At 35.8% G+C, this 22,889-nt stretch carries 17 protein-coding genes; 1 reads left to right on the forward strand and 16 read right to left on the reverse strand.

The features are described 5' to 3' along the window. Nucleotides 1-102: 102 nt before the first annotated feature. The 16 genes from AC4BB5_RS17110 to AC4BB5_RS17185 all read right to left on the reverse strand — a co-directional run bounded on the left by AC4BB5_RS17110 (nt 103) and on the right by AC4BB5_RS17185 (nt 20,513). Nucleotides 103-849 carry a hypothetical protein gene (locus tag AC4BB5_RS17110; RefSeq protein ID WP_490457258.1) on the reverse strand — a complete coding sequence of 249 codons (747 nt, stop codon included), beginning with the start codon at nt 847-849 and terminating at the stop codon, nt 103-105. Beyond that, nucleotides 846-1,820, reverse strand: coding sequence for a DUF5067 domain-containing protein (locus tag AC4BB5_RS17115; RefSeq protein WP_490457259.1), 975 nt, complete (start codon nt 1,818-1,820; stop codon nt 846-848). Before AC4BB5_RS17115 ends, AC4BB5_RS17110 begins: the two co-directional genes overlap by 4 nt. Then, entirely contained in the window at nt 1,817-4,435 is a 2,619-nt protein-coding gene (locus tag AC4BB5_RS17120; RefSeq protein ID WP_490457260.1) for a YfhO family protein, read from the reverse strand. The genes AC4BB5_RS17115 and AC4BB5_RS17120 overlap by 4 nt, the downstream gene beginning before the upstream one ends. 18 nt (nt 4,436-4,453) lie before the next feature. After that, nucleotides 4,454-5,068 (reverse strand): signal peptidase I, encoded by a 615-nt coding sequence (gene lepB, locus AC4BB5_RS17125; protein ID WP_490457261.1) that lies wholly within the window; start codon nt 5,066-5,068, stop codon nt 4,454-4,456. A gap of 18 nt (nt 5,069-5,086) precedes the next feature. After that, nucleotides 5,087-5,812 (reverse strand): signal peptidase I, encoded by a 726-nt coding sequence (gene lepB / locus AC4BB5_RS17130; protein WP_490457262.1) that lies wholly within the window; start codon nt 5,810-5,812, stop codon nt 5,087-5,089. Between the two features lie 12 nt (nt 5,813-5,824). Then, nucleotides 5,825-6,490, reverse strand: coding sequence for a YccF domain-containing protein (locus AC4BB5_RS17135; RefSeq protein ID WP_490457263.1), 666 nt, complete (start codon nt 6,488-6,490; stop codon nt 5,825-5,827). A gap of 20 nt (nt 6,491-6,510) precedes the next feature. Further along, nucleotides 6,511-7,584 carry a WxLIP family cell surface protein gene (locus tag AC4BB5_RS17140; RefSeq protein WP_490457264.1) on the reverse strand — a complete coding sequence of 358 codons (1,074 nt, stop codon included), beginning with the start codon at nt 7,582-7,584 and terminating at the stop codon, nt 6,511-6,513. A gap of 199 nt (nt 7,585-7,783) precedes the next feature. Next, nucleotides 7,784-8,575, reverse strand: coding sequence for a WxL domain-containing protein (locus tag AC4BB5_RS17145; protein WP_490457265.1), 792 nt, complete (start codon nt 8,573-8,575; stop codon nt 7,784-7,786). Nucleotides 8,576-8,603: 28 nt separating this feature from the next. After that, nucleotides 8,604-9,407: a WxL domain-containing protein gene (locus AC4BB5_RS17150; protein ID WP_490457266.1), complete on the reverse strand. Its 804-nt coding sequence runs from the start codon at nt 9,405-9,407 to the stop codon at nt 8,604-8,606. After that, entirely contained in the window at nt 9,408-9,755 is a 348-nt protein-coding gene (locus tag AC4BB5_RS17155; RefSeq protein WP_490457267.1) for an EF2685/EF0750 family sortase-dependent surface protein, read from the reverse strand. A 17-nt stretch (nt 9,756-9,772) separates the two neighbouring features. Beyond that, the gene (locus tag AC4BB5_RS17160) at nt 9,773-14,050 is read right to left on the reverse strand and encodes a MucBP domain-containing protein (protein WP_490457268.1); all 4,278 of its coding nucleotides are present in this window, start codon (nt 14,048-14,050) and stop codon (nt 9,773-9,775) included. A 157-nt stretch (nt 14,051-14,207) separates the two neighbouring features. Then, complete coding sequence (locus AC4BB5_RS17165) at nt 14,208-14,924, reverse strand: winged helix-turn-helix domain-containing protein (protein WP_490457269.1); 717 nt, start codon at nt 14,922-14,924, stop codon at nt 14,208-14,210. 909 nt (nt 14,925-15,833) lie between these two features. Then, nucleotides 15,834-16,916, reverse strand: a complete 1,083-nt coding sequence (locus tag AC4BB5_RS17170; protein ID WP_490457270.1) for a WxLIP family cell surface protein — start codon at nt 16,914-16,916, stop codon at nt 15,834-15,836. Between the two features lie 103 nt (nt 16,917-17,019). Further along, nucleotides 17,020-17,805, reverse strand: coding sequence for a WxL domain-containing protein (locus AC4BB5_RS17175; protein ID WP_490457271.1), 786 nt, complete (start codon nt 17,803-17,805; stop codon nt 17,020-17,022). A gap of 78 nt (nt 17,806-17,883) precedes the next feature. Next, on the reverse strand, nt 17,884-18,201 hold the full coding sequence (locus tag AC4BB5_RS17180) for an EF2685/EF0750 family sortase-dependent surface protein (RefSeq protein WP_490457272.1): 318 nt from the start codon (nt 18,199-18,201) through the stop codon (nt 17,884-17,886). Nucleotides 18,202-18,224: 23 nt separating this feature from the next. Further along, on the reverse strand, nt 18,225-20,513 hold the full coding sequence (locus AC4BB5_RS17185; RefSeq protein ID WP_490457273.1) for a WxL domain-containing protein: 2,289 nt from the start codon (nt 20,511-20,513) through the stop codon (nt 18,225-18,227). Nucleotides 20,514-20,978: 465 nt separating this feature from the next. On the opposite strand from AC4BB5_RS17185, the gene AC4BB5_RS17190 reads away from it, so the two are divergent. Then, nucleotides 20,979-22,862, forward strand: a complete 1,884-nt coding sequence (locus tag AC4BB5_RS17190; RefSeq protein ID WP_490457274.1) for a MucBP domain-containing protein — start codon at nt 20,979-20,981, stop codon at nt 22,860-22,862. Nucleotides 22,863-22,889 lie beyond the last annotated feature (27 nt).

Below are 22,889 nucleotides of genomic sequence, written 5' to 3' on the forward strand. Positions count from 1 at the left end.
CTCTTTTGATTTCTGTTTTTATTATAGAGGTTTTTGTGATGGAAGGGAAGAGGAGATGATTCACCAACCTATGATACTCTTACACAATGGTTCTTAAAATCTCTATTCCATCTGGTCCGAAATTTCCGCATATAGTTCTCTGAAAGTTCCGTTTTGATCGTAAATCACAGCTATTTCTTTTAAAAATCCTTGCTCTTTTTTTAGACCACTTGCATTAGAGACTACAGGAAAATAGTCCTCTGTAAGTGGGTCTTTGTTGTCTTTGACTCTTTTTTCATAACCAGCCAATCCTGATGCGATTTTATCTTTTGAAAGGCGCATATTCTTCCCAATTTGTTGGATCAGATCCATCAAATTATTATTTGGTAACGTTCCTCTGATTGGGGAAATTTTAATATTCACTAGCTGAGATTTTAAATATGCTTCCTTTTGATCGGCTGAGTATGCGTAGTTAAACGTGACTTCTGCGATGATTTGTAGTTCTTTTTCCTTGTAAAAAGTATAGATCGTTCGAAATTCTAGTTCTTTATTTCTGGCAAAAACCGAGTAGGTAGTTTCCCCTTGTTGAATATCTCTTGACGGGATTTTTTTTTCTATCAACTTCTTGGTTTCTTCATAATACGCAGGAATACCTAATTTATATTTCTCTTTTATCAATTTAAAGGACGCTTCTTCCGTTTTTAACTTAGAATTATCAGAGTCCCCAAAAGAACGAGTTTGTTTTCCTGTCCAGCTTAATGCTTGGTCTTCTTTAGAAAAATGTTCGTATCGAGATCCTTTAACACACCCTGTAATTGTGAATAAAAAAATCAAGAATAGGAGTCCTACATATATCTTTTGCTTGTTCATTTAGGAACCACCACCTGTACTGCTTCTTGTTCTGGAAAAGCTTCTTGTGAGAAGCTCAATTCTACGCTGCTTTGATCAGAAAGTTCGTAAAGAACCACACTTTCGACAGTTTCGTCTTGTTTCACTTCTTTTGTTTGAGTTGCTACCAAGTCTTTTACGTCGAGCAATGAGACATCTTCTGGAAGCCTTCCAAGTGACAAAGTATGACCATTTTGCCTAGCTGTTACAAGGTCATACCACACAGAAGGCTCTGTAGGAGTTGCTTGTAAATTCGTAAACGTATAACGAATCGCCAATATTTTTTTTTGACCATTACCTGTTATTTGACGTACGGCTGTGGTTTCCATTTTTATTTCATTATTTTTAATGGTGATTACATCACCTTCTTCTTTTTTCTGCGCTTCTTCTTCTTTCTCAGCTTTTTCTTTGTCATAAGAGACTTCTTTAAAGCTTTCTACCGAGAAATCAATGATTTCTGAACGTTTCTTATAAGAATTATCATCCGCAGAATAAAAGGTCAGTTGGACAAAACCATGTTCCGTCCAGATATAGTAGAAATGCGCCCAGACACTTTTTTCGTTATAAACTGTGTTTAAGGTATATTTATAAGCCAAATTATTGTTTATTTTCAGTTCTTTCATATAAATATCTTTTGCTTTTTTGTATTTGTATCGTTCTTTTAGTTTTTCTCTTGTTTGTTCACCAAATGTTTTTTGTTCTACTTCCATCACGGGTATTGTGGTAATAAATAGGTATGAGTTACTCTTGGTATCTTCTGCACTAAACGCCGTTTGAAGTCCATATTCATCACTTGCTTTTTTGTCTGCTTTCCAACCAGAAGGCAACTGTAGCTCATACGCTACACCTTTATCTGTAAATTCTTGCTTTTTTTTGCCTAACAATTGACCGCAGCCACTCAACAAAAGCACGACAGTAATCATGGATAAATAGAAGGTCGTTCTTTTTTTCATTGTATTGATTCCTCTTGCTTTCTCTTTTGATTGTTTTTCTGAGACCAATAGACATACAAGCCAAACAGAAGGACACAGCTAATAAATAACGCAACACCTAGCTTCATTCCTTTTGGATAATAGGTCAGTTGAATAGTGTGCTTGCCTTTTGGAATTTTTATACTAATCAAGGCACCTTGTACAGTCTCAATTTTTACTGGTTTGCCATCAATGTCAGCTTGCCAACCGGCATCATAAGGAATGGTTGTAAACACCACTTGCTCTTTATTCGTTGAAATTTCCGCTTGCGCATGGTTTCCTTTAACATCAAAGATTACTTCTTTTTGTTTAATCGCATGAATTGCTTGGTCCAAGATAGCTGTTTTTAAAACTAAAACGGATGGTCGAATCACTTTTACAACAGATGTTTCCTTGAATTTAGCTGTGACTTTCACCTTTTCTGCTTTCTCGTAATACCCAAGGTTATAGTAGGACCCTGATGCAGAAAGAATTCCTGTTACCTTACTTCCTCCAGCAGCCGTCACTTCTACAATACTATCCTCTCCTCCCTGATTCGCTCTGGCATCTAAGTTCAGATAGGCTTGGGCTTGGGCTTGGGCCGGAACATTGACTTCCCAAGTGATACTTTTTTCTTCATTTGCATTGGTTTCTTCCGAAAAGTACGTGAAGTCGCCTTCTTCTCGGATATACATATTGTTACGAGAAACTTCGTTCAATCCCGTAAATTGGAACAGCGACGTTTTCTGTCCTGATAAATACTGGATTAATGCTGTTTGATTGCCATTGTTTTTAGTTTGATAAATTCCTCTGTCTGTAAGCATGCCTAATGGTAAAGCATCTTTATTTTCATATAAGCTATATTTCCCTTGTGTCGCAATTTTTTTAAAGCCATATTTTTTCGGATCATTTTTAGCGATATTGTATTTCACACCTAGTAAGTCATCCATTAAAAGTGTATTATTTCGGTATTGAATGGTTAAATTTGTACCTGGTGAACGGTAGCCCAAACGATCTAAATATTGAGAAGAATGGCGATTCCGGACAGAAGAAAACATGGTGATTCCTGAATAGTTATAGTTAAAACTGTCCGTTCTGCTTACCGCATCTAAATTTTCCAGTCGGTAAAAGGAGTCATTTTCTGCTTGTGTTTTTCCCACCAAGGGCTTGATATCTTTGTAAGCATTGGTGTATTTCGAACGATTTGTGTAGCCCCATTCTCGGTTGATCCCCATCATGATTTGACGTGTGTTGAAATACATTTCTCCGCAAACACAGAGTACCAGCAGCGCAGGAACTAGCCAGGTGAACTTCCATGCTTTTTCTTTCAATAGAAATAAAGCTAAGTAAACAATTAATAAGATCACCGTAATAATCAACGATTCTTGCGTAATATAGCTATATCTTTTTTTATTGGATAAAACCGCCGCTGCGATAAAAATCCCAATGAGCGACAATGTAATATTCCCTAGTACATTAAGGTCTTTTTTCTCAAATTGTTCTAGTCCAAATCCTGCCAAGATCAACACTAACGTTGAATACAAAAAGCTATAACGGAATAAAAACATATTCGGTGAGTGAAGCCCTTGCCAAAATAAATTTAACGGCTGCACATACACACTAACTACCATAAATAAAAGCAATCCACCATATAATAATTTATTTTTTAACGGAATTTTTTTAGTAATAAAATAGAAGAGAAAAAAGAGTAGCGGCAAGAGTCCGATATAAACAAATGGAGCACTACCGAATTTAGATGTATCGTAAGAACCAACCATACTTTTCACGATAAAATCCCACGGGCCTAAATCATTCGTGAAGAAATAATTGATTGTATCTAATTTCTCTCCATTCGTTCTTAGATCGAGCACCGATGGCAGAATGATGACCATTGACGCGCCACCAGCGAGTATTGATGTAATAAAATAAGGAAGGATCCCTTTTTTATACCCTTTCCAGTCTGTTAATGTACGAGCAATAAAATATAAAAAACTGAATAACCCCACCATAAATGCCATATAATAATTTGTGATAAACAATAAAAAATAAGAGACGAATAATAGCATTGATTTTTGCTGATCCATCACACGATGAATCCCTAACAAAATCAATGGAAGATAAATCATCGCGTCCATCCACATCAACATGATTGAATAAGCTACTGTAAAACTCATCAAGGCATAACTCACACTTAACGCTATTTTTTGCCATTGTGGCAAACGGAAGGTGTGTTGTGCAAAGACCCAGAATGTTACCCCCATCGCACCGATTTTAGTTAATAAAATCAGATACATCGCGTCAGGCATATGTAGGTTGTCAAAGAAAAAGACGATAAAACTAAATACACTGTTCACATAATAGCTCATCAATGAGACAAAATTTAATCCTAAAGAACCTGTCCAAGTGTAGAAAAAGGACTGTTCCCCATGTAACAAGTTATTAAATCCTGCATAAAAATTAACTAATTGACCAAAGGCATCACTTGCCAAAATCGTCCGATCACTGCTGGGATAAATCCCTAATTGATAATAACTAACTGCCATAATCATCACGGGCAGAAGAAAGCTAAGTCCTATCGCTAGGCTATTTCTTTTAAAAAATGATTTCTTTTGTTTCATCGTTGTCCTCACTTTTCTTTACTTAATTAAACCAAGTCGATCAAGTGGATAATACCTAAATGTCACGACTCCTTCGATTTTATTTCTATTAATCAACCCTAGCTCTCGACTATCTGTAGAATGTTTTCTATTATCGCCTAAAACAAAAAATTGATCAGCTGGAATAGTTGACAGCCCTTCTAACTTCGCCGCAACTTCCCAAGTCACTCGAACTTTCAACGTTCCGTCTGGCAATTCAACACCCGAAAGATTTGTTTCATCTGCTGGTGTTGGATTGGTCTCAGCCATTTGTCCATTTAAATATAGCGTGTTTTGATCCAGCCAAATACGATCACCGGGTAGTCCTATCACTCGTTTTACATAGGATTCGTTTTTCATTTCTCTAGGTTGAAAAGTAATCACGGAATAACGGGTTGCTTCTTTGCCTTTTACGATAAATAACCGATCCTTGTTTTGTAATGTTGGCATCATTGATTCCCCGCTGACCACATGTGCTTTTGTTTTCACTAGAAAACAAACACTCAGAAGTAAAACCAACAAAAGACTTGTTATTTTAAAACAAGGTATCTTTAACTGATTTATTTTCTCTAAGCTCTCTTTCCGTTTATCATTCTTCTTTTTGATGCCGACCATCCTTTCTTTCTCTAAGGCTTAAAATTGTTGCATTAAATGGAGAGGGAAAATTCTCATTTCAACAATTCCGACAATTTCTTTCTCATCTATATATCCATACTCCCGACTATCGGCCGCATAAGGACGATTATCTCCTAATACCAGGTACTTTCCTTTAGGGATTGTATCTGTCTGTTGCACCCAATCCGCTGTATATAGACTTTTACTACTCTTCCCTCGTTCTATCTCCGTTGCGATAAATCGTTCATAAACCTCACGATCATTAACATATAACGTGTCCTCTACATAACGAATTGCTTCCCCGGGTAATCCAATCACTCGTCTCACAGACGTTTCCTTACTTATTGAATCTCTATGTACAACTAACTTAAATCGTTTTGGCTTAGCCAATTTATTAACGAATACCCACTCTCCATTGTTCAGTGTCGGCACCATTGAATAACCTTCTACTTTAGCAAATGAAAATGTAAAGAAAGACAATAAATACAAAAAGATTCCTACTATAGCCAAACTAACCCCAAATTCAACTAGCCTTCTTTTCAACTGGACTAATCGTCTTTGTTTCTTGCGGATTTGTTTCCCCTTAAGAACCCGTTTTGTCTTCTTTTTTATGTGTGTTGGATGCTTCTTTGTTCGGCTTGAGTTGACTGTTCTATCTTTAGAAGCATCCACTTTTTTTGTGTGCCCTTGCGTTCCTACTTTTTCAGAGAGTGTATAAAAACGACTACTTTTTTTAACACTCATGATAAAACTCCTTTATTTTTTCTGCTTTAATGCTGCTTCATTAACACTGAATTGTTTAAAGACTTTTGTTCGTGTTTGTTCAATCCGTTTCAAATCGTCTATGTAAGTAGAAACGATTTCTGGATTGTTTAATTGTTCTGTTGTAAGTGAATAGGCATTTGTGCCATATTCACGTAATTGAACATAGTAGCGATTTAGAATTTGTTGTCCTTTTTTTGATAAACCATTTGCTGGAGTAGAGCTACCATAAGAGGCCAATAAAGAACTTAACTCCATTAATTTCTCTTTAGATTTATCTGCATTTCCTCCATTTTGGAGAGCCTGTAAAGTTTTATTCACTTCTTCAGTTACGAAATAACTTTGAACAATAATATTACTATCGACTGAGGATACATTTGTTTGTTGATAATAACGTGCATAGAGTCCACTACCAGCAAATACTCCACTTAGAATAATCAAAACCGTTCCTCGTTTAAATTGGGCTTGTTTCTTTTTGGTTAATAATCGACGAGCACGTGCCCAACGTTTCTTTTTCTGTTTATTTTTTGGCCGTTTTTGATTTACTTCGTTCAGATTCTTATTCGTAACAAAAAACAGCCCGAAAGAAAAAAGACCGATAAAAAAGGTAATCACGAAGGCTGAAAAACACCCAACAAAAAGCCAATCTAATACCGTCATTTTTTATCTCCTACCTCTCGTTAATGTTTCTTTTTTAGTTTGATTTTTTTCTTTTGTTGATTTTTTTTAGACACAGCCCGTGTAATTGAGTAAATCACTAGCAAAGCAAGGAGAATACTACCTACTATCAGCGTAATCATCTTCCAATTGATCTCACGGTCTTGGATTAGAGAAACATCCGCAGCATTATACTTGTCAGCGTCTTCTCTAGTCACTTTAAATTTTTCTCGCCACTCCCATTTTTTATCTCCCGCTGTAATGACAATATGTCCGACATAGTCTCCCGCAACAAAGGATTCACCATTTAGGTTCACAGGAAAGGTCATTGCTGAATTTGGTGCCATACGATAGTTTTCTTTTTTTGATTCATACAATACTTCATCTGAACCATCTTTAAAAATTTGTGTATCAACCGTCATTCCTTCCACATAGACAGGTTCAATATTTGAAAAATCAACCATAAAAGAATTGCGGTAATTCGTTAAGCCTGCCTCTATTTTATTGAATTTCAGTTCTGGTTGTATTTTGGCATCTGTCTCACTTAATAGTATGCCGGCGATAAATGCATACTTATTAACCACCCCTTTAGCGGTCTCATCTGCTTTCTTTTCTTCCTCCGTTTGCGTTTTTTGCAAATAGATTCCTCCAGCAATATAGCCATCATATCGTTCTTTTGGCATCGTGATTTCTACAGGGACTTTTACTGTTCCTTTAGGTGGAAGTTCGACTTTCCCTGGGACTTTAACAATTTCTTCCATGTTATATTTTAACGAAGCATCTTTTTCAATTTTGGTGGGTCCATACTCGATTACACCATTACTATTGGTTTTCGCACTATGGACAGAAAGATCAACAGAAAGATCTTTCTCTGTCATATTATATAGCTCAATTTCAACTGTTTGCTTTTGCTCAGGAGTCATTCGTAAATCAAAATAGCCCGCATTTCCTACTTGATTTTCAGGTTTGATAATTTTGTAGCTGTAGCCTATTCCTAATTCCTCTGGTTCTGTGGCGTATGTAGTATGGGGCATACTTATAAATAGACAGCTTATGTATAATAATAAAAATAGATTTTGTTTGAATAATGATTTCATGATTGATTCCTTTCTGGTTACTCTTTTCTATAAAGCAAGCCCGGGACAAAACTAAAAACCAGTTTTATTTTGGGCTTTAAGTCCGAATAATCGACGAGAAAAAGCAACTCCTTCGGAAATAAGAAGGAGCTATACACTTTTATCTCGACCTCTTGTTTTTCTAGTCTAAAAATCAGTACGTTACTCAAAGTTAAACGGATTACTTAGCGGCAGTTAATACCCAAGTAACTTCACCTTTATAGCTGCCTTCAAAAATTGTTTTATCTTTTCCGACAGTTAACTTCACTGATTTCTCAGATGATTCTTCACCTGTGGCAGTTGTTTTACCAAAGTGGATGTATGTTTGTCCTTGACCTTGTTCTTTGTTGGCGCCATTATTGTCAACGATTGTTGCAGCTGCCGTTTCACTTACTTCAACAGATTTTTTAACTGCACTTGTTGGTAATGCAATTTCTTCTGCTACGTTTGTTTTACGATCAATGTTTCTATATAACAAAGTGGCTCCAGAAAGTGTGCGATCTTCAGATACGTCCCCTTCTTTTACAGTTGTTGTCATTGGTTTTGTGATTTGAGCTGTTAATGTGTAATTATGGTTCAATGTACTACGAACATCTTTGATTAATACATTATTCGCCATAACCGCTTTTGATTCCGTATAATTTTTAGCCCAGAAAACACGATCATTTCCGTCAGTCACAACAGCATTCATACCAAAGCTTAATGGTGTTACATCTTGAATCCCAAAAACAGCTGGTCTAATCGGTCTGGTAACTGAACCAGATTCGATTTCAGTGTCTGAATTTCCATCTGAATCTGTTAAATTTGGTCTTGTTGTATCCGTGTCGTCCGCTGTATTACGTGTAAATTGGATATCCATATCGCCTGCAAAAGTTGTATCCTCTGCCTTTGTGATTCCTGGTACTGCTACTGCTACTGCTACCCCTAGTGTTGCCAATAATACAGCACCACATAATTTGTTAGTTAATTTCATTTGTATTTCCCCCTATGTGTGTTTTTATTTATGGTAACTCGGAAATAATCCAAGTCAGCACCGTTGCGTAAGTCCCTGGTTCTTTGTTGGTTCCCCCAGGAATGGATAATTGGACTGCATTATTTAAATACACAGCTTGATTATCTTTGGAAGTGTCAGTGACAGGCTTCCCATGTTCATCTAATCGAGGAACTAATGTGGAATTATCATTATTTGGATTGTCTTCAGACGTACCAAAAATAATGCTCCATGTTCCTCCACCAGTTCCCTTTTCAGCTTTAGCTAAAGTATACGTCTCGCCTATATTGCTAAGACGAATGACTTCTTTTGAAACAGTTGGATACTTCGGGATGCCATTTGGTGTATTGACCCATGATTTATCGAAAGAAAGAACTGCACCATCAAGTTGGTGCTTCTCTTTATCTTGCTTTGTAAATTGGGTTTCTTGGCGTACTTGTAAGCTCCAACCCGTTTGTGTGTCTCTGTAATCGGAAATTTGAATAAAGTTTCCTCTGGGAGCGATGATTCCTTTAAATAGTAATGAATCAACTGGATAACTGATATTATTTTTCACTATTTTATTACGACTGAAATTGATATTAGGAACAAAATCAATTCTTAAAGGCCCCTGAGTCTTTCCATAATCTTCCTCACTTATTACCTCATTTTTAGGATTTTCGGGATCTAGCACCCCAAAACCTGGATCAGTTAACCCTTTAAACGAAATGCCCATCTCTCCTGTTTGTACCTGAGCATGGGCAAAAGAAGAACTCCAAACTGTAGAACCTACAACACAAAGGAGTAACGTAGGAATCCAATGAATTTTAGTCATTTACTCATTGCCCCTTCCTTTGTTCTTTTGGTGATTAATCCAGCAAAACAACAACAGCAGTATTAATACTATCCCGCTGATGAAAAAACTGTATTTAATCAGTTCACCTGTTGAAGGCAATCTACCTTTGGGCTTTGTAAGAAGATCCGAAGAGTTTGAGGAACTCGTTGAGATAGACGAAGTAGGTTCGCTAGAGCTTGATGATGGATCATCAAACAATATGATTTCCCCTTTGGTTTGCACCTGCGCGCCAGTTTCGGCGGATACATGCTCCACAGTCATTACCAAGAAAGTAAAAACAAGCAACAAAGAAAGGATAGTTTTAACGAAATATTTCTGTTTTTTCATACTCTTCCTCCGCTCCTCTACTTCGTATTTTCCAGTGTAATTGTGATTTTTGCCTGATATTTCCCAAGCGCTTTGATTGCGCCTGGTTTTAGATCAAGTAAAAATCCTTCACCTTTAGACCAACGTTCTTGCGTTACATCATAGCTTCCTGAGATTGTATTCTTATGGCTGATGATTACAACATTCTCATCCCCTAGTAGTAAGTCTTCTCCTTGATAGTTGTACTTGATTGCATCAGGGATAACGACTTGCTCATTCGCTAGACTTGTTAAAGGTTGATCGACTTTGGCTTTTAATGTCCACTTCTCTTTTTCTGCTCTAGTATCAGAAACAACTAGCGGTTGTCCAGTCACTTTAGGATCTGTGAACTTCACCGCATTAATTGTGGCTTTTCTGGTCTCGAAGTCTAATGCATCCGGTGCTGAAATCAACGTTAGTGACCCGTTAAATTGATAGTCAACACTATTATTCCCATAAACTATTTTAAGTTGTTCACTCTCTGGTTTTTTCATTAACTCATAATTGTCTTCTTTTAACTGAGCTAAAATATCAGTCACTTCTGTTAGTTTAGTCAAATCAATCGTTGTACCTATTTCATTCATGCTCACATAAGGATCATGAACTGCATTTCCATTGATATCTATAAAGTTGACTGTTAATTTCGCACTAAGGATGATTTGAACCGTCGTCGTTTTCATTATTGTTCCCTTTTTCGCTTGGATCGTAGCTGTATAGTTTTTTGTGATGTCAGGATCATTGGTCAAGGTTGTGTTAAGGACAGACAGCTCTACATCCTTTTGTAACCCTGTAGCAATATCCCAGCCAGCAGCCTCTGATTTTTTCAAAATCAAGGTATTCAATTCTTTATCTGTTAAACCAGCAACTTCTTTCCTACTCGTACCAAAGTCATTCGCTCCTACCATCACACCAGATGTAGGTAAAGTGTCATCTAACACCATTACAGGGACTCGAATAATCGTGTCTTGTGTGGCTTCATTGGTGTCTTTCATGCGTACTTCTATATACTGTAAACCAGTTTTAGACGTATCGACTGGTTTGTCTGGATTCACATACTCAAAAGCCGCTTTATGCCCAGGTATAATAACTGGATCAGTAATCAAGGTACTGGCTTCTTTACTCCAAACACTATCCTTTTTAAGAATTTGTGCAATCGGTGTTCCGCCTAGGTGATACACATTGACATTGATCTGATAATCTCTTGATGGAACGCCATTTGTTGGACCACCGGATTCATCTACTGCTATGATGTTTGTTTCGTAGCTTTTGATCGTCCCTTGATCTTCATTTGGGTTTTCCGGTAGTTTATTCATTGGCATTACCAACGTTCCATCAAACTCTTTTGCATCATTTGAAAGATAAGGAAATTGACCTTCACTTCCGTCAGGATAGGTGACATACATAGAACCTTTGGCGTTGGCTTCTGGAATCTGGCTTATCGTATAGTCCGACACTAAATCTTCTGTATGATCATGATAGACATTGAAAACATCAGGATCAGCTTGTATTTGCATATAAGGAAGTTCATCCCCTACAAATACTTCATAACCTGTTTTCAAGGCATCTCCTGGTGCAATATCTTTCCAAGGCGCTCCTAATTGGTATGCCGTGTCTAGTTTTTCTACAATAACATCTCCTTCAGCTAAAGCGTCACTTTCATTTCCCTTACCACTAAAGTCATTGCCGAAATAATTATAGTTATCATAAACCCCGATACTTTTATAATACCCAGCAATAAATTTCGTATAGTCTGTCAGCCATTCTCCCCTAGAATCTTTCAACTTAATTGAAAAGCGTTTTCCAGGTGTTGGCTGCATATAGAACCCACTATTATTTTCTAATGCATAGATTGGAACTAAGTCTGATATATAAGCCGTATCAACACTTTCCAACATAGAAAATCTCTTTGTCGCATTAGCAAGGTTATACATGTCTAAATGAACCGAAAAGTTTAAGTTTCGCGCCAGAGCTAAGGTATATACATACATAACCTGATTCGTTTGATCCATCAAAATTTGTTTGATTGTATTGTCTTTTCGCATAAAATAGTCAGTTTCAATTTTAGAATCTACCTCATCCCAGCCAAGACCACTAGTTCTTCCCCAACTATTACTCCCAACACCATAGATAGGAGAGCCTCCTATACCTGGGATATCGGATACATTTTGATTAAAAAAGACATAACCTAGATCATCTTTATCTTTAATGATAAATCCTTTATCCGTTTTAAAAGCACTGGTTAAGCCTCTTTGAGGAAAACTCATTTTTGACCCAGTAAGAGGATTAACAATCAAGCCCTCTGAAGAATTCAACGGAATGTTTTGCCAATCAGTTGGAAGATCTTTACCAAATACCTTATCCGGAGTAACTATCATACTTAGACTATAAGGAATTGAGTCTGTTCCAGAAGTAATGGTCACCGTTGTATCACCTATATGGCTCAGAGAATTGAGTGTCGTACTTGTGATTTTTGCCTTTAGTTTCTCTCCAGTTGTTAATGTCCACGCATTAAACGATAATTTATCGTTTAATAGATTACTAATTTGCAAGCTAGTCAGCCCCTTGATCTCACTTTCTGTCACAAGAGGTAACCCATCGTAACTTAAACCTACTTTGTCACCTACAAGAGCTGTTTGATTATTGGTTACAGTAACAGGGATTGAGATAACTGTTGAGATAGAGGCGTTATTCTTCTCAGTCATTTTGATATATCCCCATTTAAAACCAACTTTACTAGAATCGAAGCCACTTATTGGATCTCCTGCTTCATTCGCTACCCATTCAAAGTTAGCACTATATGCTACTGTTCCAGATAATGTTTGATACTTATCAAAAAAGTTCCCAGCATAGCTTCCCATATTTAGTTGTCCGAACTGAGGAACTGTAGCATAGTACGGTGCTTTTAGCATCGCACCAAATACAACGAAATTACGAGTAACCGTTTCAGTTCTCCCATTTAGACTCAATCGAATCGAACTACTATAGGTTCCGATTGTATCTGGTTTTGCTGTTGTACTTATAACCGTTGCTGATACAGCTTCACCAGTACTCATATCCCAAGCCTTCATATTTGCTTTCGCTTGAACTGTTGCAGCTACCTCATCTGGTGTTTTGCCTTTTACATCGCTCAAAGTAACAACTGCATTTTTATCGCTTTTAAACATAACAGTTGCTCCAAAATGAGTCGAAGTAGTATCGCCCGTCACATTGACTGATACTTTGATGATTGTCGAGACAGTTGGATTATTATTATCCGACATCTTAACATTAGCCCAGTAAAAACCTGTTTGACTGGTATCAAATTTTGGTAATTCTTCTCCTGCTTCATCCACAAATTTATAGTTTACACCTATAGATGCCGTAGACGTCACTGTTTGGAATTTCGCAAATAAATTTGTTGGAACCGAAGATAAAGGTAACGTAGCATTTTGTGCCACCGTCACAATTTTTTGCTGTTCTGCTCCAAAAACCACAACAGTTCTTGAGGCTGTCACTTTTTGTTGGTCGGCTCCTGATCCAGCAGTCACTTCAACGTTGGCAGTATATGATCCAATTGTCGTTGTATTGATCGTTGTATTCAGAACATTTACTGGTAAAGCTTCCCCTGTCTCCATATTCCATGCGCGGAGATTTCCTTTCGTTTGGACTAATTGTGCTAATTCAGCATCTGTTTTATCTTTGGTCTCATTTGGATACAAAACAATTCTTCCGCTATTATTGTCTACTTGAAGGGCCACTGTATTGTTTAATAACAAGCTCGTTCCTGCATCTGTAACAGTCATAGGAATTGGAACAATGATGCTGGATGAAGTCGCTCTTTCCGTGATTTTCACATAAATTGTTTGAAATCCAAGAGTGTAACTATTTGGATTCGTTGGTGAACCATCCGCATTTACATACTCATAAAATGCGCCAGCTGGTGCATTAGGAATAACTACTTGAGAAAAGAGCAAGTTTCGACTTGCAACTGTAGCCAGAGAAGGAAGAGCTCTATTCTGCACTACCGTCAAGACTTTCGGTGTAGCTTTTAGTCCGTTTTCATTTTCTGTAGGATCTAGCAATCTTGCTGAAAAGTTATTCTTGCTTGATTGGCTTGTAGCATTGGTTGAATCTATACTATCTAGATCTTGGATGGTACTTTTAGTTGTTTCTTTCGGAGTCTCGTCTGTTTTAGCAGATATTGACGAAGAACGACTCGAAATAATTATTACCATAACTATCCCTAGAACTGTCAGAGCAATCAAGCTCCACCATTTTTTATTTTTTATATTTTCCATTTTTTCTCCTTTCTTTCTTTATTTTCAAGCTACTCCCTATTCAAGTTCTTACACCACCTCCTTTAAATCCCTAGGTTTTAGGCCTTCACTTGAATCAAGAAGAGCAATTGATGCTATCACCGGATAAATCGGATAAAGAAACAATCTCCAAGTTGTTCTATATTATTTTCACTATTGGATTAAGCATGTATCCTTTTGTACGAACAGTTCTAATGTACTCTCGCCCGCCATAATCTTTCCCCAATTTCGCTCGAAGTTTAAAGACAACATTCGTCACTAAGTATTGGCGGTTCGGATTTATTTGATTTTCCTTACTCCAAACATTTTGATAAAGTTCATCATAAGAAATCGTTGTTCCTATATGTTTCACTAAAACAGTTAAAATCTGGTATTCTGTATTGGTTAATTCAATTTCCTCAATACCATTTTTAAGAACACTTATATTTTGTGGATTGAGCGTTAATGAATCTTCCACTAATTGATTTTTTTTCTTGCTTTCATCAATAACCTCTGCTTTTTCACATGCTTCCAGTACCCGTTTTAGTTGAGTGAACGTAACTTCATAGTCTGTTTCTTCACTTGCTATTGCATCAACCCCTAATTTCAAATACACTAAATCCGTTGTGGTCGTCCGATTCTTTGTTAATAACAGAAGGTACTTATCGAATAAGCTTCTTAATTTCAGAATTGTTTCATAACTATTTTCAGACGCTGAGTCCCCAGTTTCATCTATAATGATTGTATCTATGTAATTTTGTTGCTGTTCAACGCTATTTAAGTCAATAAATTGAACATTGAGTTCAAGCCTTTTTAATACATCTAAATATAACTTTTTCGTCTGAGTTGAGGTTGATAGGATACCGACAAAATACATCTACAATTATTCCTTTCTCGTGCCATTCGTCTCTGAAACGATGTTTCATATATCACTTTCGTTTATAGTAATATAAAGGAAAATGATTCGCGCTATGAAGAAAGCGCTTTTTTGTTCATTCTATGTATTTTTGATCTAAATAAACTTGAAATATTTTTTATTTATTATATAAACATACATATTTTTAACGTATATTATTTCGATTCATAAACTATTTATCTGATATATAAATAGACGAAAACATTTTATATGGAAAAAATAGGAACAATGTTGATCGCATAAATCAAAATTGTTCCTATTGGCTTTTTCATTTAGAGAGGACTTTTCATATTTTAGTCTGGCATAAAAGTAGTTTAGACGTGCCTTGATAAGGCTTGATTATACACACGGATATACATTGTTAAAGTCTTATCTAGGAAATGTTCCGTTGGTTCTTATAGATTTTATGAAGAAAGCGAAGAAAAAACATGTGATTACTTTTAAGTGATTAAAAAGGTAGTTAAAGAACATTGTGCTTACGGATATTTGTTTCATGCATCTTTCGGAGAGTTTGTGCGGTTGTTTGAACAAGGAGATGAGAAGGTTAGGAAATTAGATTATGAGCAGAAAGTTGTTACTGGTTTTATATAGGAAATAGTTTGGGTTTATGAACGGCGGATTTAAAAAAAATAACTGAAGAGAAATAAAGTACTATTCTCACTCAGTTATTTTTTAGATAGGGTTGCTACTTTTCAATCACTTTGATCATTTTCTTTTACTATGTACTTATTTTTTGAGTCCATTTGAAGTCGCATTTTGTACCTATTAATACTTTTTCTGCCTCCACCATCCTTTACAATTACATCTCAAAAGTGAAAGTAGCCCGTATAATTAGGCTGCTTTCACTTTTTTCTGTTCATCCTTATTTTTTTACTTTTTTTTCCTTTTCTTGTTTCTTTTTTTGATTTTCAGTTTCGATTTTTTTGTTCTACTTCGTTTAATTAAAATAATGACGATTATAACTACTACTGATAGAACACCCGCAATAATCATATACAACTGCTTATTATCTTTTTTCTCTATATAAACGGCCTGATTATTAAGTTCCATCGCTTGTTTGCGGCTGATTGTAAAATCTTTTGAAAAATTATATTCTTTTCCATCTGCATTGGCAACCATCTTAAGCCTGTAGTCACCTGATATCAACTCTGTGTTTTGTAAATCTAAACCAAAATTAAACGTCGAATTGGGCGCCATTCTAAGAGAACTTTTATTTGCTTGATAGGCTACCTTTGATGATTTTTTTTCGACTATTTCAGATTTGACGGATAATTTTTTAATCATTGTCGGCGCAGTATTTTGAATGCTTGCTTCAATAAAATTCCGATAATTTCTTTGATCTGCATAAACATCAATTAGTTTTAATTGATTCTCCACTTGTTGATTATTCTCTGTTAAAAGTGTAGCTATGCTGTATGAAAATGTGTTGTATACAGCATTTTCTTTTTCATTTTTTTCTTTTTCATCTGGTTTTTGAGAGAAATGAATGCCTCCTAATACTTGCCCCTCAAACGATTCTTCTGGCATTTGGAGTATAATATCGATTGTTCTTTTTTCCTTAGCATTCAGCGTGACTTCTTGCTCTTTTACGTGTACCAATGACTCAAAATCTACTTTTAGACTATTATCTTTTTCTCTCATACTTTTTTTGTAGCTGGTTATCCCTGCATCACTTGTTGTCGCACGATTTGCCTCTATGTTTACCGTTGTTGGTTTTTCCGAATAATTTTGCAACTCAATCTGCAAAACTTGTTTTTGTTTTGGTGATACATTCAGTTCAAAATACCCATTTTTTCCATTCGCTTGATTATCTGGATAAATTGGCGACACGCTAAATGCAGCACCAGTCCCCTTGTTCGCCTCTTCTTCCGCTTCATCTGCAAGAGCTGTTACGAAAAATAAAGTAGATAGAAAGAACGTACTTAATATGTATATCAGTCCTTTTTTATTCATTTATTGTCACCTTCCTAAAAGAAGAGTCGTTAAGATTCGTATAACCATCAGAATCTTAACGATCTCTTATTTGCTCAATTATTTGTCTGTTACGCTATGTCAATTATGGCGCAACAGTTGGATCTGCTTTTAATTCCCAATCAAAGGTTGCTTTATACGCATCGATTTCTTTTAAAGAATTTCGTGGAATGTTCAATTCTACACCTTTTACAGCCTTTTTATCTTCTGACAATGCGCCCATTCCTAATGACCATGAGCCAACACCGCTATTCTCTCCAGCAGTTGCGATAGTTGTTTCTGTTGCTGGTGACAATACTTTATCACCAACTGCTGCTTTTGGTGCTGTGCCAATTGGATTTGTTGGATTTTTATAGGTTAGATCTTTTAAGGTTACTTCTCCACCTTTTAATTCTTTTCCTTTAGTCGATGTAAATTTGGATGCTGTTACAGTCAATTCCCAGCCTTTGCTTTCTGAGCGAACATCTTTTGTAGACACAAACGATGGTACTTCGTATAGTTCTCCTGTACGGTTTCCTTCTGCATCTAACGCAAATGCGTAGTCTGGTTTTGCATTTGCTTTAAATGTTTTCAAACTATTTTCATGCGTACCAAAATCAAAATCCGATACATATTGAATCATTAAATCAGCTTTAGCTGGATTTACAGGTTTATCAGGATTTGTTGGATCTGTTGGGTCTACTGGCACGATTGGGATATCAGGATCTGTTGGGTCTACAATTTCTGGTCCGCCTTCAGTAAATGTTACTTTCCCCTCGCTTTTAGCTTTTGTTGCAGATGGGTATTCAGCTGCTGATACGCTCTGTACACCCACTCCTCCTAAAATAGTTGCTGCCAGCGTACTGCTGATAATCATTTTTTTCATTTTCATTATTTTCTTCCTCTCAAATACCTAATTTTATATAAAGTAAATAGTTTACGTTATACCATTGTCATTCCACTTATTTCTCTAATGTTCCAGTCGTTTATTTCTGATCCAACTGATGAGCAAAAAAATACTCACAGTAAGTATTCCTAAAAGTAAAAGTAACCAATTTGTTTTGCTATTGGTCTTTGGCAAAATCCCCTTAGTCATTTTAGGTTCCTCTTTTTTTATCGCTTGCCTATCTTCGGTTGTTTCGCTATTATGACTTTCCTGTTCTTTACCCGTTGCTGGAACAAAGCGAACTCCGCCATTGGAAGTGACACCATCAGCAAAACTAACTATGGGAATAGTCAAAATGAAACAGAATGAGCAAAGGCACATGTAATATAATAGTTTTTTCAATTTGTATCACCTTTCTTGTTCCCCTATGGTTCAATCACTAATTCCCAATCGATAGTTGCTGAATATGCTGTCTGATTCTTCCCGTACCCTTGTGCAATATCTAACGTCACACCTGTTGTTCGTTGATCTGCATCTAATGAGCCAAATGCTAAAGACCATGTTCCATTCCCGATATTTTTACCGCCAGTACTAGATATCAACGTTTCATCCTTTGATAGTTCGATTTTGTTAGAAACAACATCTGGCTTTTCTTTTGATGTTTCCGCATAGTTTAGCTCTGAAAGAAAAAGTCTGGCACCTTTTAATACTGAGCCGGAAGCATCTGAAAAGTCAGTTGTACTTGCTCTTAGTTCCCAGTTGCTTGTGCTCATTTTCGGCCGATCATCAATAACAGAGATAAATGCCGGAACTACTTTCGGCTCTTTGGGTGTATTACCATGATCTCCTGCGGCTTTCAGTTGTAGTTGATTTAACGTATTTTGATGTGTACCAAAATCAAAGTCTGATACATACTGGATTCTTAAATCTTCTTTTGTAACGTTTGTTTCATTTGGTGTGCCATCATCTGGGTTCATTGGTGTCAAAATAGTTGTTCCGTCCTCTGGATCCACGATGCTACTACGCCATTTTGCATATAATGTTCTATCTTGCGTCACAGGCGTCGAAAAATCCCATTTTTTCGTTAACATTGGATCTTCATACCAGCCCATAAATTTTTTGTTTTCTAATATGGGATCGTCCGAATTGACAACCTTATCTCCATCTTTAACAAGCTGACTCGGAACTGTACTACCGCCAGTACTATCAAATGTTACGGTCCAAGGTTTTTTTATTTCTATCGTTGTCATGTTATTAGGATTTTTATCCGCTCCATCCATGATCACGTGATATCCTGCAATCGAAGTATCCCATTTTAGCTGAACGCCTTCATCCCATACTCCTTCATAAACGATTTTTTCAGTATTTATTTCCTTAATCGTAAATGTATGTTCTGGAAAAAAAACATGCTTGGCGTTGTTAGTATGTTGCAAATGTAAATTAAAGCTATCACTTGTTTCTTGTCTAAAAGGAAACACTATCTCTGACATATCACCTGCATTTATTTTATTTACACTTTTTAAACTTAATTGACTATTATTGACAATCAACGTATTACTAAAATAGTTGCTCCACGGTTTTTCTGTAGGTGCAACAGGGGTAACATCACTATTTACTGTCAACTGCGTATTCGCAACACTTATTAATGTTAAAGAAGGCAAGGTCAATATTTCTTGTGGAAATTGTCCGACTAATTTAGTACTGGATACAGTAAAGTAAGTAAATGGTGCCGCTTTTTCATTTTCTAAACTAGGAAATCGCCCGCCAATTTTTGTTCTTTGAAGTTGAAGATTTTCTAATTTGGGTAAGGTGAAAATATTTTTATTCAATGTTCCTTCTACTTTTGTATCGCCTAATTGAAATTCAATAAGATTTATTAAATTGCCTACAGAGTTTGGAATCCCTCCAGAAAAATTATTTGCCGAAAGGCGTAAATATTGTAAATTGACTAAATTCCCAATCTTTTCTGGAATCTTTCCCGAAAAGTTATTAAAACCTAAATCTACAAAAAATAATTTATCTAGCGTTTCGATCCCATCAAGGGTTCCACTGACTTTTTCATCTGTTTTTGCAGAAATACGATTTAATAGATTTACAGATTCTAGCTCTGGAAAATTAGTCCATGCTGGCATTTCCCCGTATTTATCAGCGCCTAAACTCAGCGTTAATTTCTTTAATTTATGCAACGGTTGCAAAAGAGCAACATTCGTTTTTACTGCTACTGGGTTTGGAAAATCTGCCGATGATCCTATAGAAAATTCTTCCAAATTTGTTAACAAAGAAAAACTTTCAGGCATTTCTCCTGTTAAACCTGGGTTATTCAAAAGAAATAATTTAGTGAGCCCAGTAAAATAACCAATTCCTTCTGGAATTTGTCCTGATATTTGACTTGATTCAAAAACACCAATATAAGTAATAGTCTGTAAATCACCAAAATATATTGGATGTTCGATATCATCAATTTTTTTAGGAGACAATTGCTGCTCGACAATATTTATTAGCCATTCTTGATTGCCAAGATCTTTTGCGGTTACGATATCTGTCGGTTCTTTTTCTGGTAAAACATACTGTGTCATTGATTTACTAAATTGTCTATCGGAAATGAGAATTGCACTTGACCTTTCAGCTAATACTTTTGTCTGTTCTGGAATGAAATAATAGGCTATTCCTATCAATAAGGAGAAAAAGGCAAAGATAACTATTTTCCTTTTCAATTTTTCACCTCCTTTCAGAAAACTGTTTCTATCGAAATAGGCGTTTAAAAAGTTTACATGCATTTTTGATTCACCTAACTCCTGTAAAAGCAACGTGTTCAACCAGTAGATTGAACTTCATTTGATTTTTTCCTGATTTATTTATCTGACTTTCTAATAAAACGTATTTGATACACACATAATATTCAATCATTTGAAATCGAAATACAACTACGATAATTAACAAATTTTTTTTAATTATTTTAAAAGTTTGCTTTTTTTGAGGAAAATGAAAAAAAGGCGAAAAAAAAAGGCTGTGTAATGTGGAAGTTTGTTTATTAAAATAGTATTATCTTATATAAGTTCTTTTTATTCTGGAAAATCTTAATTACCTGTAATCATTAATATTTAAATAGAATATGAAAATAAAAAAGAAATTCAATTCCAAATAGCATATAATAAATAAAAATATATAGAGGTACAAAATTGAAAAAAACAAAGAAATGGTCTATTTTCCTATTATGTCTCGGTGTTTATGCTTCTTTTAATACACCTACTGAAACTCAAGCTAACACAAGTCAAAAAGACAACAGCCTAGACGCTGGTCTGCTTACATATGATAGTCCTACTAACTTGCTCCCCTCTTCAACAGACATCGTTAACATCCCAGATAATGTATTACGTGCTGTTATTTTGTCGACATTAGGAAAACCAGCGGACAGTGAAATTACTACAACAGATATGGAGATGCTGACATCTTTATACTTATCTGGCGGTGAAACGGAGCAAATCGCTAGTCTATCTGGTTTAGAGTACGCTATCAACTTAGCTAATTTTAATATGATGGCTTCTAACCAGGTAACTGATTTTAGCCCATTAGAAGCTCTCACAAATTTGAGCTACGTTCGGTTACAAGGAGCAAATGTAACAAACGAAAACTTTCCCGACTTACATAAAAATACAGCGATCAATTTGATTTCTCTGACTCAGGCTAATGTAGACGATACAGTTTTAGCAAAACTAACCCCTTTAACGTCTTTAGAAAAAATTTTTATGGAATATAATCCGAACATAACAACAATTGCTGCTTTAAAAAATTTACCTAACCTAAAAACACTTTTCATCCAGTTTGATGGTGTTTCTGATTTTACTGTAATCAACGACTTTCCATTACTGACTGATTTAAGAGCTAGTGGACAATCTATTGGGACAACAAGTCCTCCAAGTACCATCGATTCAAGTAATTTTAATTATCAAGAAGAAAACCAGACTCTTTTAATCCCATTTTCTGCAATGCCCAATCGATTAACCAATTTTGATGGCTATATGCCTCCATTCACAACTGTACCTAGTGAAACAACGCTTGTTTTTAATGGCATTCAATTGGCTGAGGAGCGGTTACAAATACAGGAAGATCATTTATTAGTTACTGATGTTGCAAAAGAGGAATTTGATAATCTGGCAAGCATAAGCTATCGTGCTCGGCTAAATAATGCTCCAGGTTCATATGCTAAACCCACTAGTTTTGCATCCTACGCAATTTCTAACGGTGTTTATACACATGACTTTGTTGTCACGCATAAACCAAAAACCGGCACTGTATTTGTGCACTATACTGATGAAAATGATAATGAATTAGCTTCTCCAGATATATTAACTGGTGTTTTAGGAGAAACTTATCAGACACATGCAAAAGAAATAAGCGGTTGGATCGCTCAAACAAAACCTGAATCGGAAACCGATGTCTTTACTGATACTTCTAAAAAAGTTGCATACATTTATAAAAAAGAGCTCCTAGGCTCAATCACTGTCAGATATCTAGATGAGCACGGACAAGATTTAGAAAAACCAGAAGTTTTAAATGGTGTTTTCAATACTCCTTACGAAACAACTAAAAAAGAGATTGCAGGATGGACATTAAAACAACTTCCAATAAATCAGAATGGTGTTTTTTCTGATCATAATCAAGAAGTTCTTTACATCTATCAGCCAAAAGTACCGCTTTTAGAATCAATAGAAAAACCAACGACTCTTAATTTACTACCTTTGATTACGTTAGATTTTAAGCACCCATCTTTTTCCAATCAAATACCTACTACAAACAATAGGCAAACAGAAGATAGTAGTTTGATGATGCTTAGTAATCTTTTTCCTAATACAATGATACAAAATGAAGGTTTATTGGATATTACGGCTCCTTCCAACAACAAAAAGATACTCAAAAAAACAAAAAAACGATCCGCAGGGACCGTTACAATAAAATATGTAGATGAATTTGGACATGATTTGGCCCCATCAGAAACGTTAAAAGGAGAAATTGGCGAATCATTTACAGCATCTGCTAAAAGTAGCGAGTACTTCTCTAAGTAATATAAGAATAATAAACGACTAACATTG

This window comes from Enterococcus sp. AMC1252 (assembly GCF_058216515.1).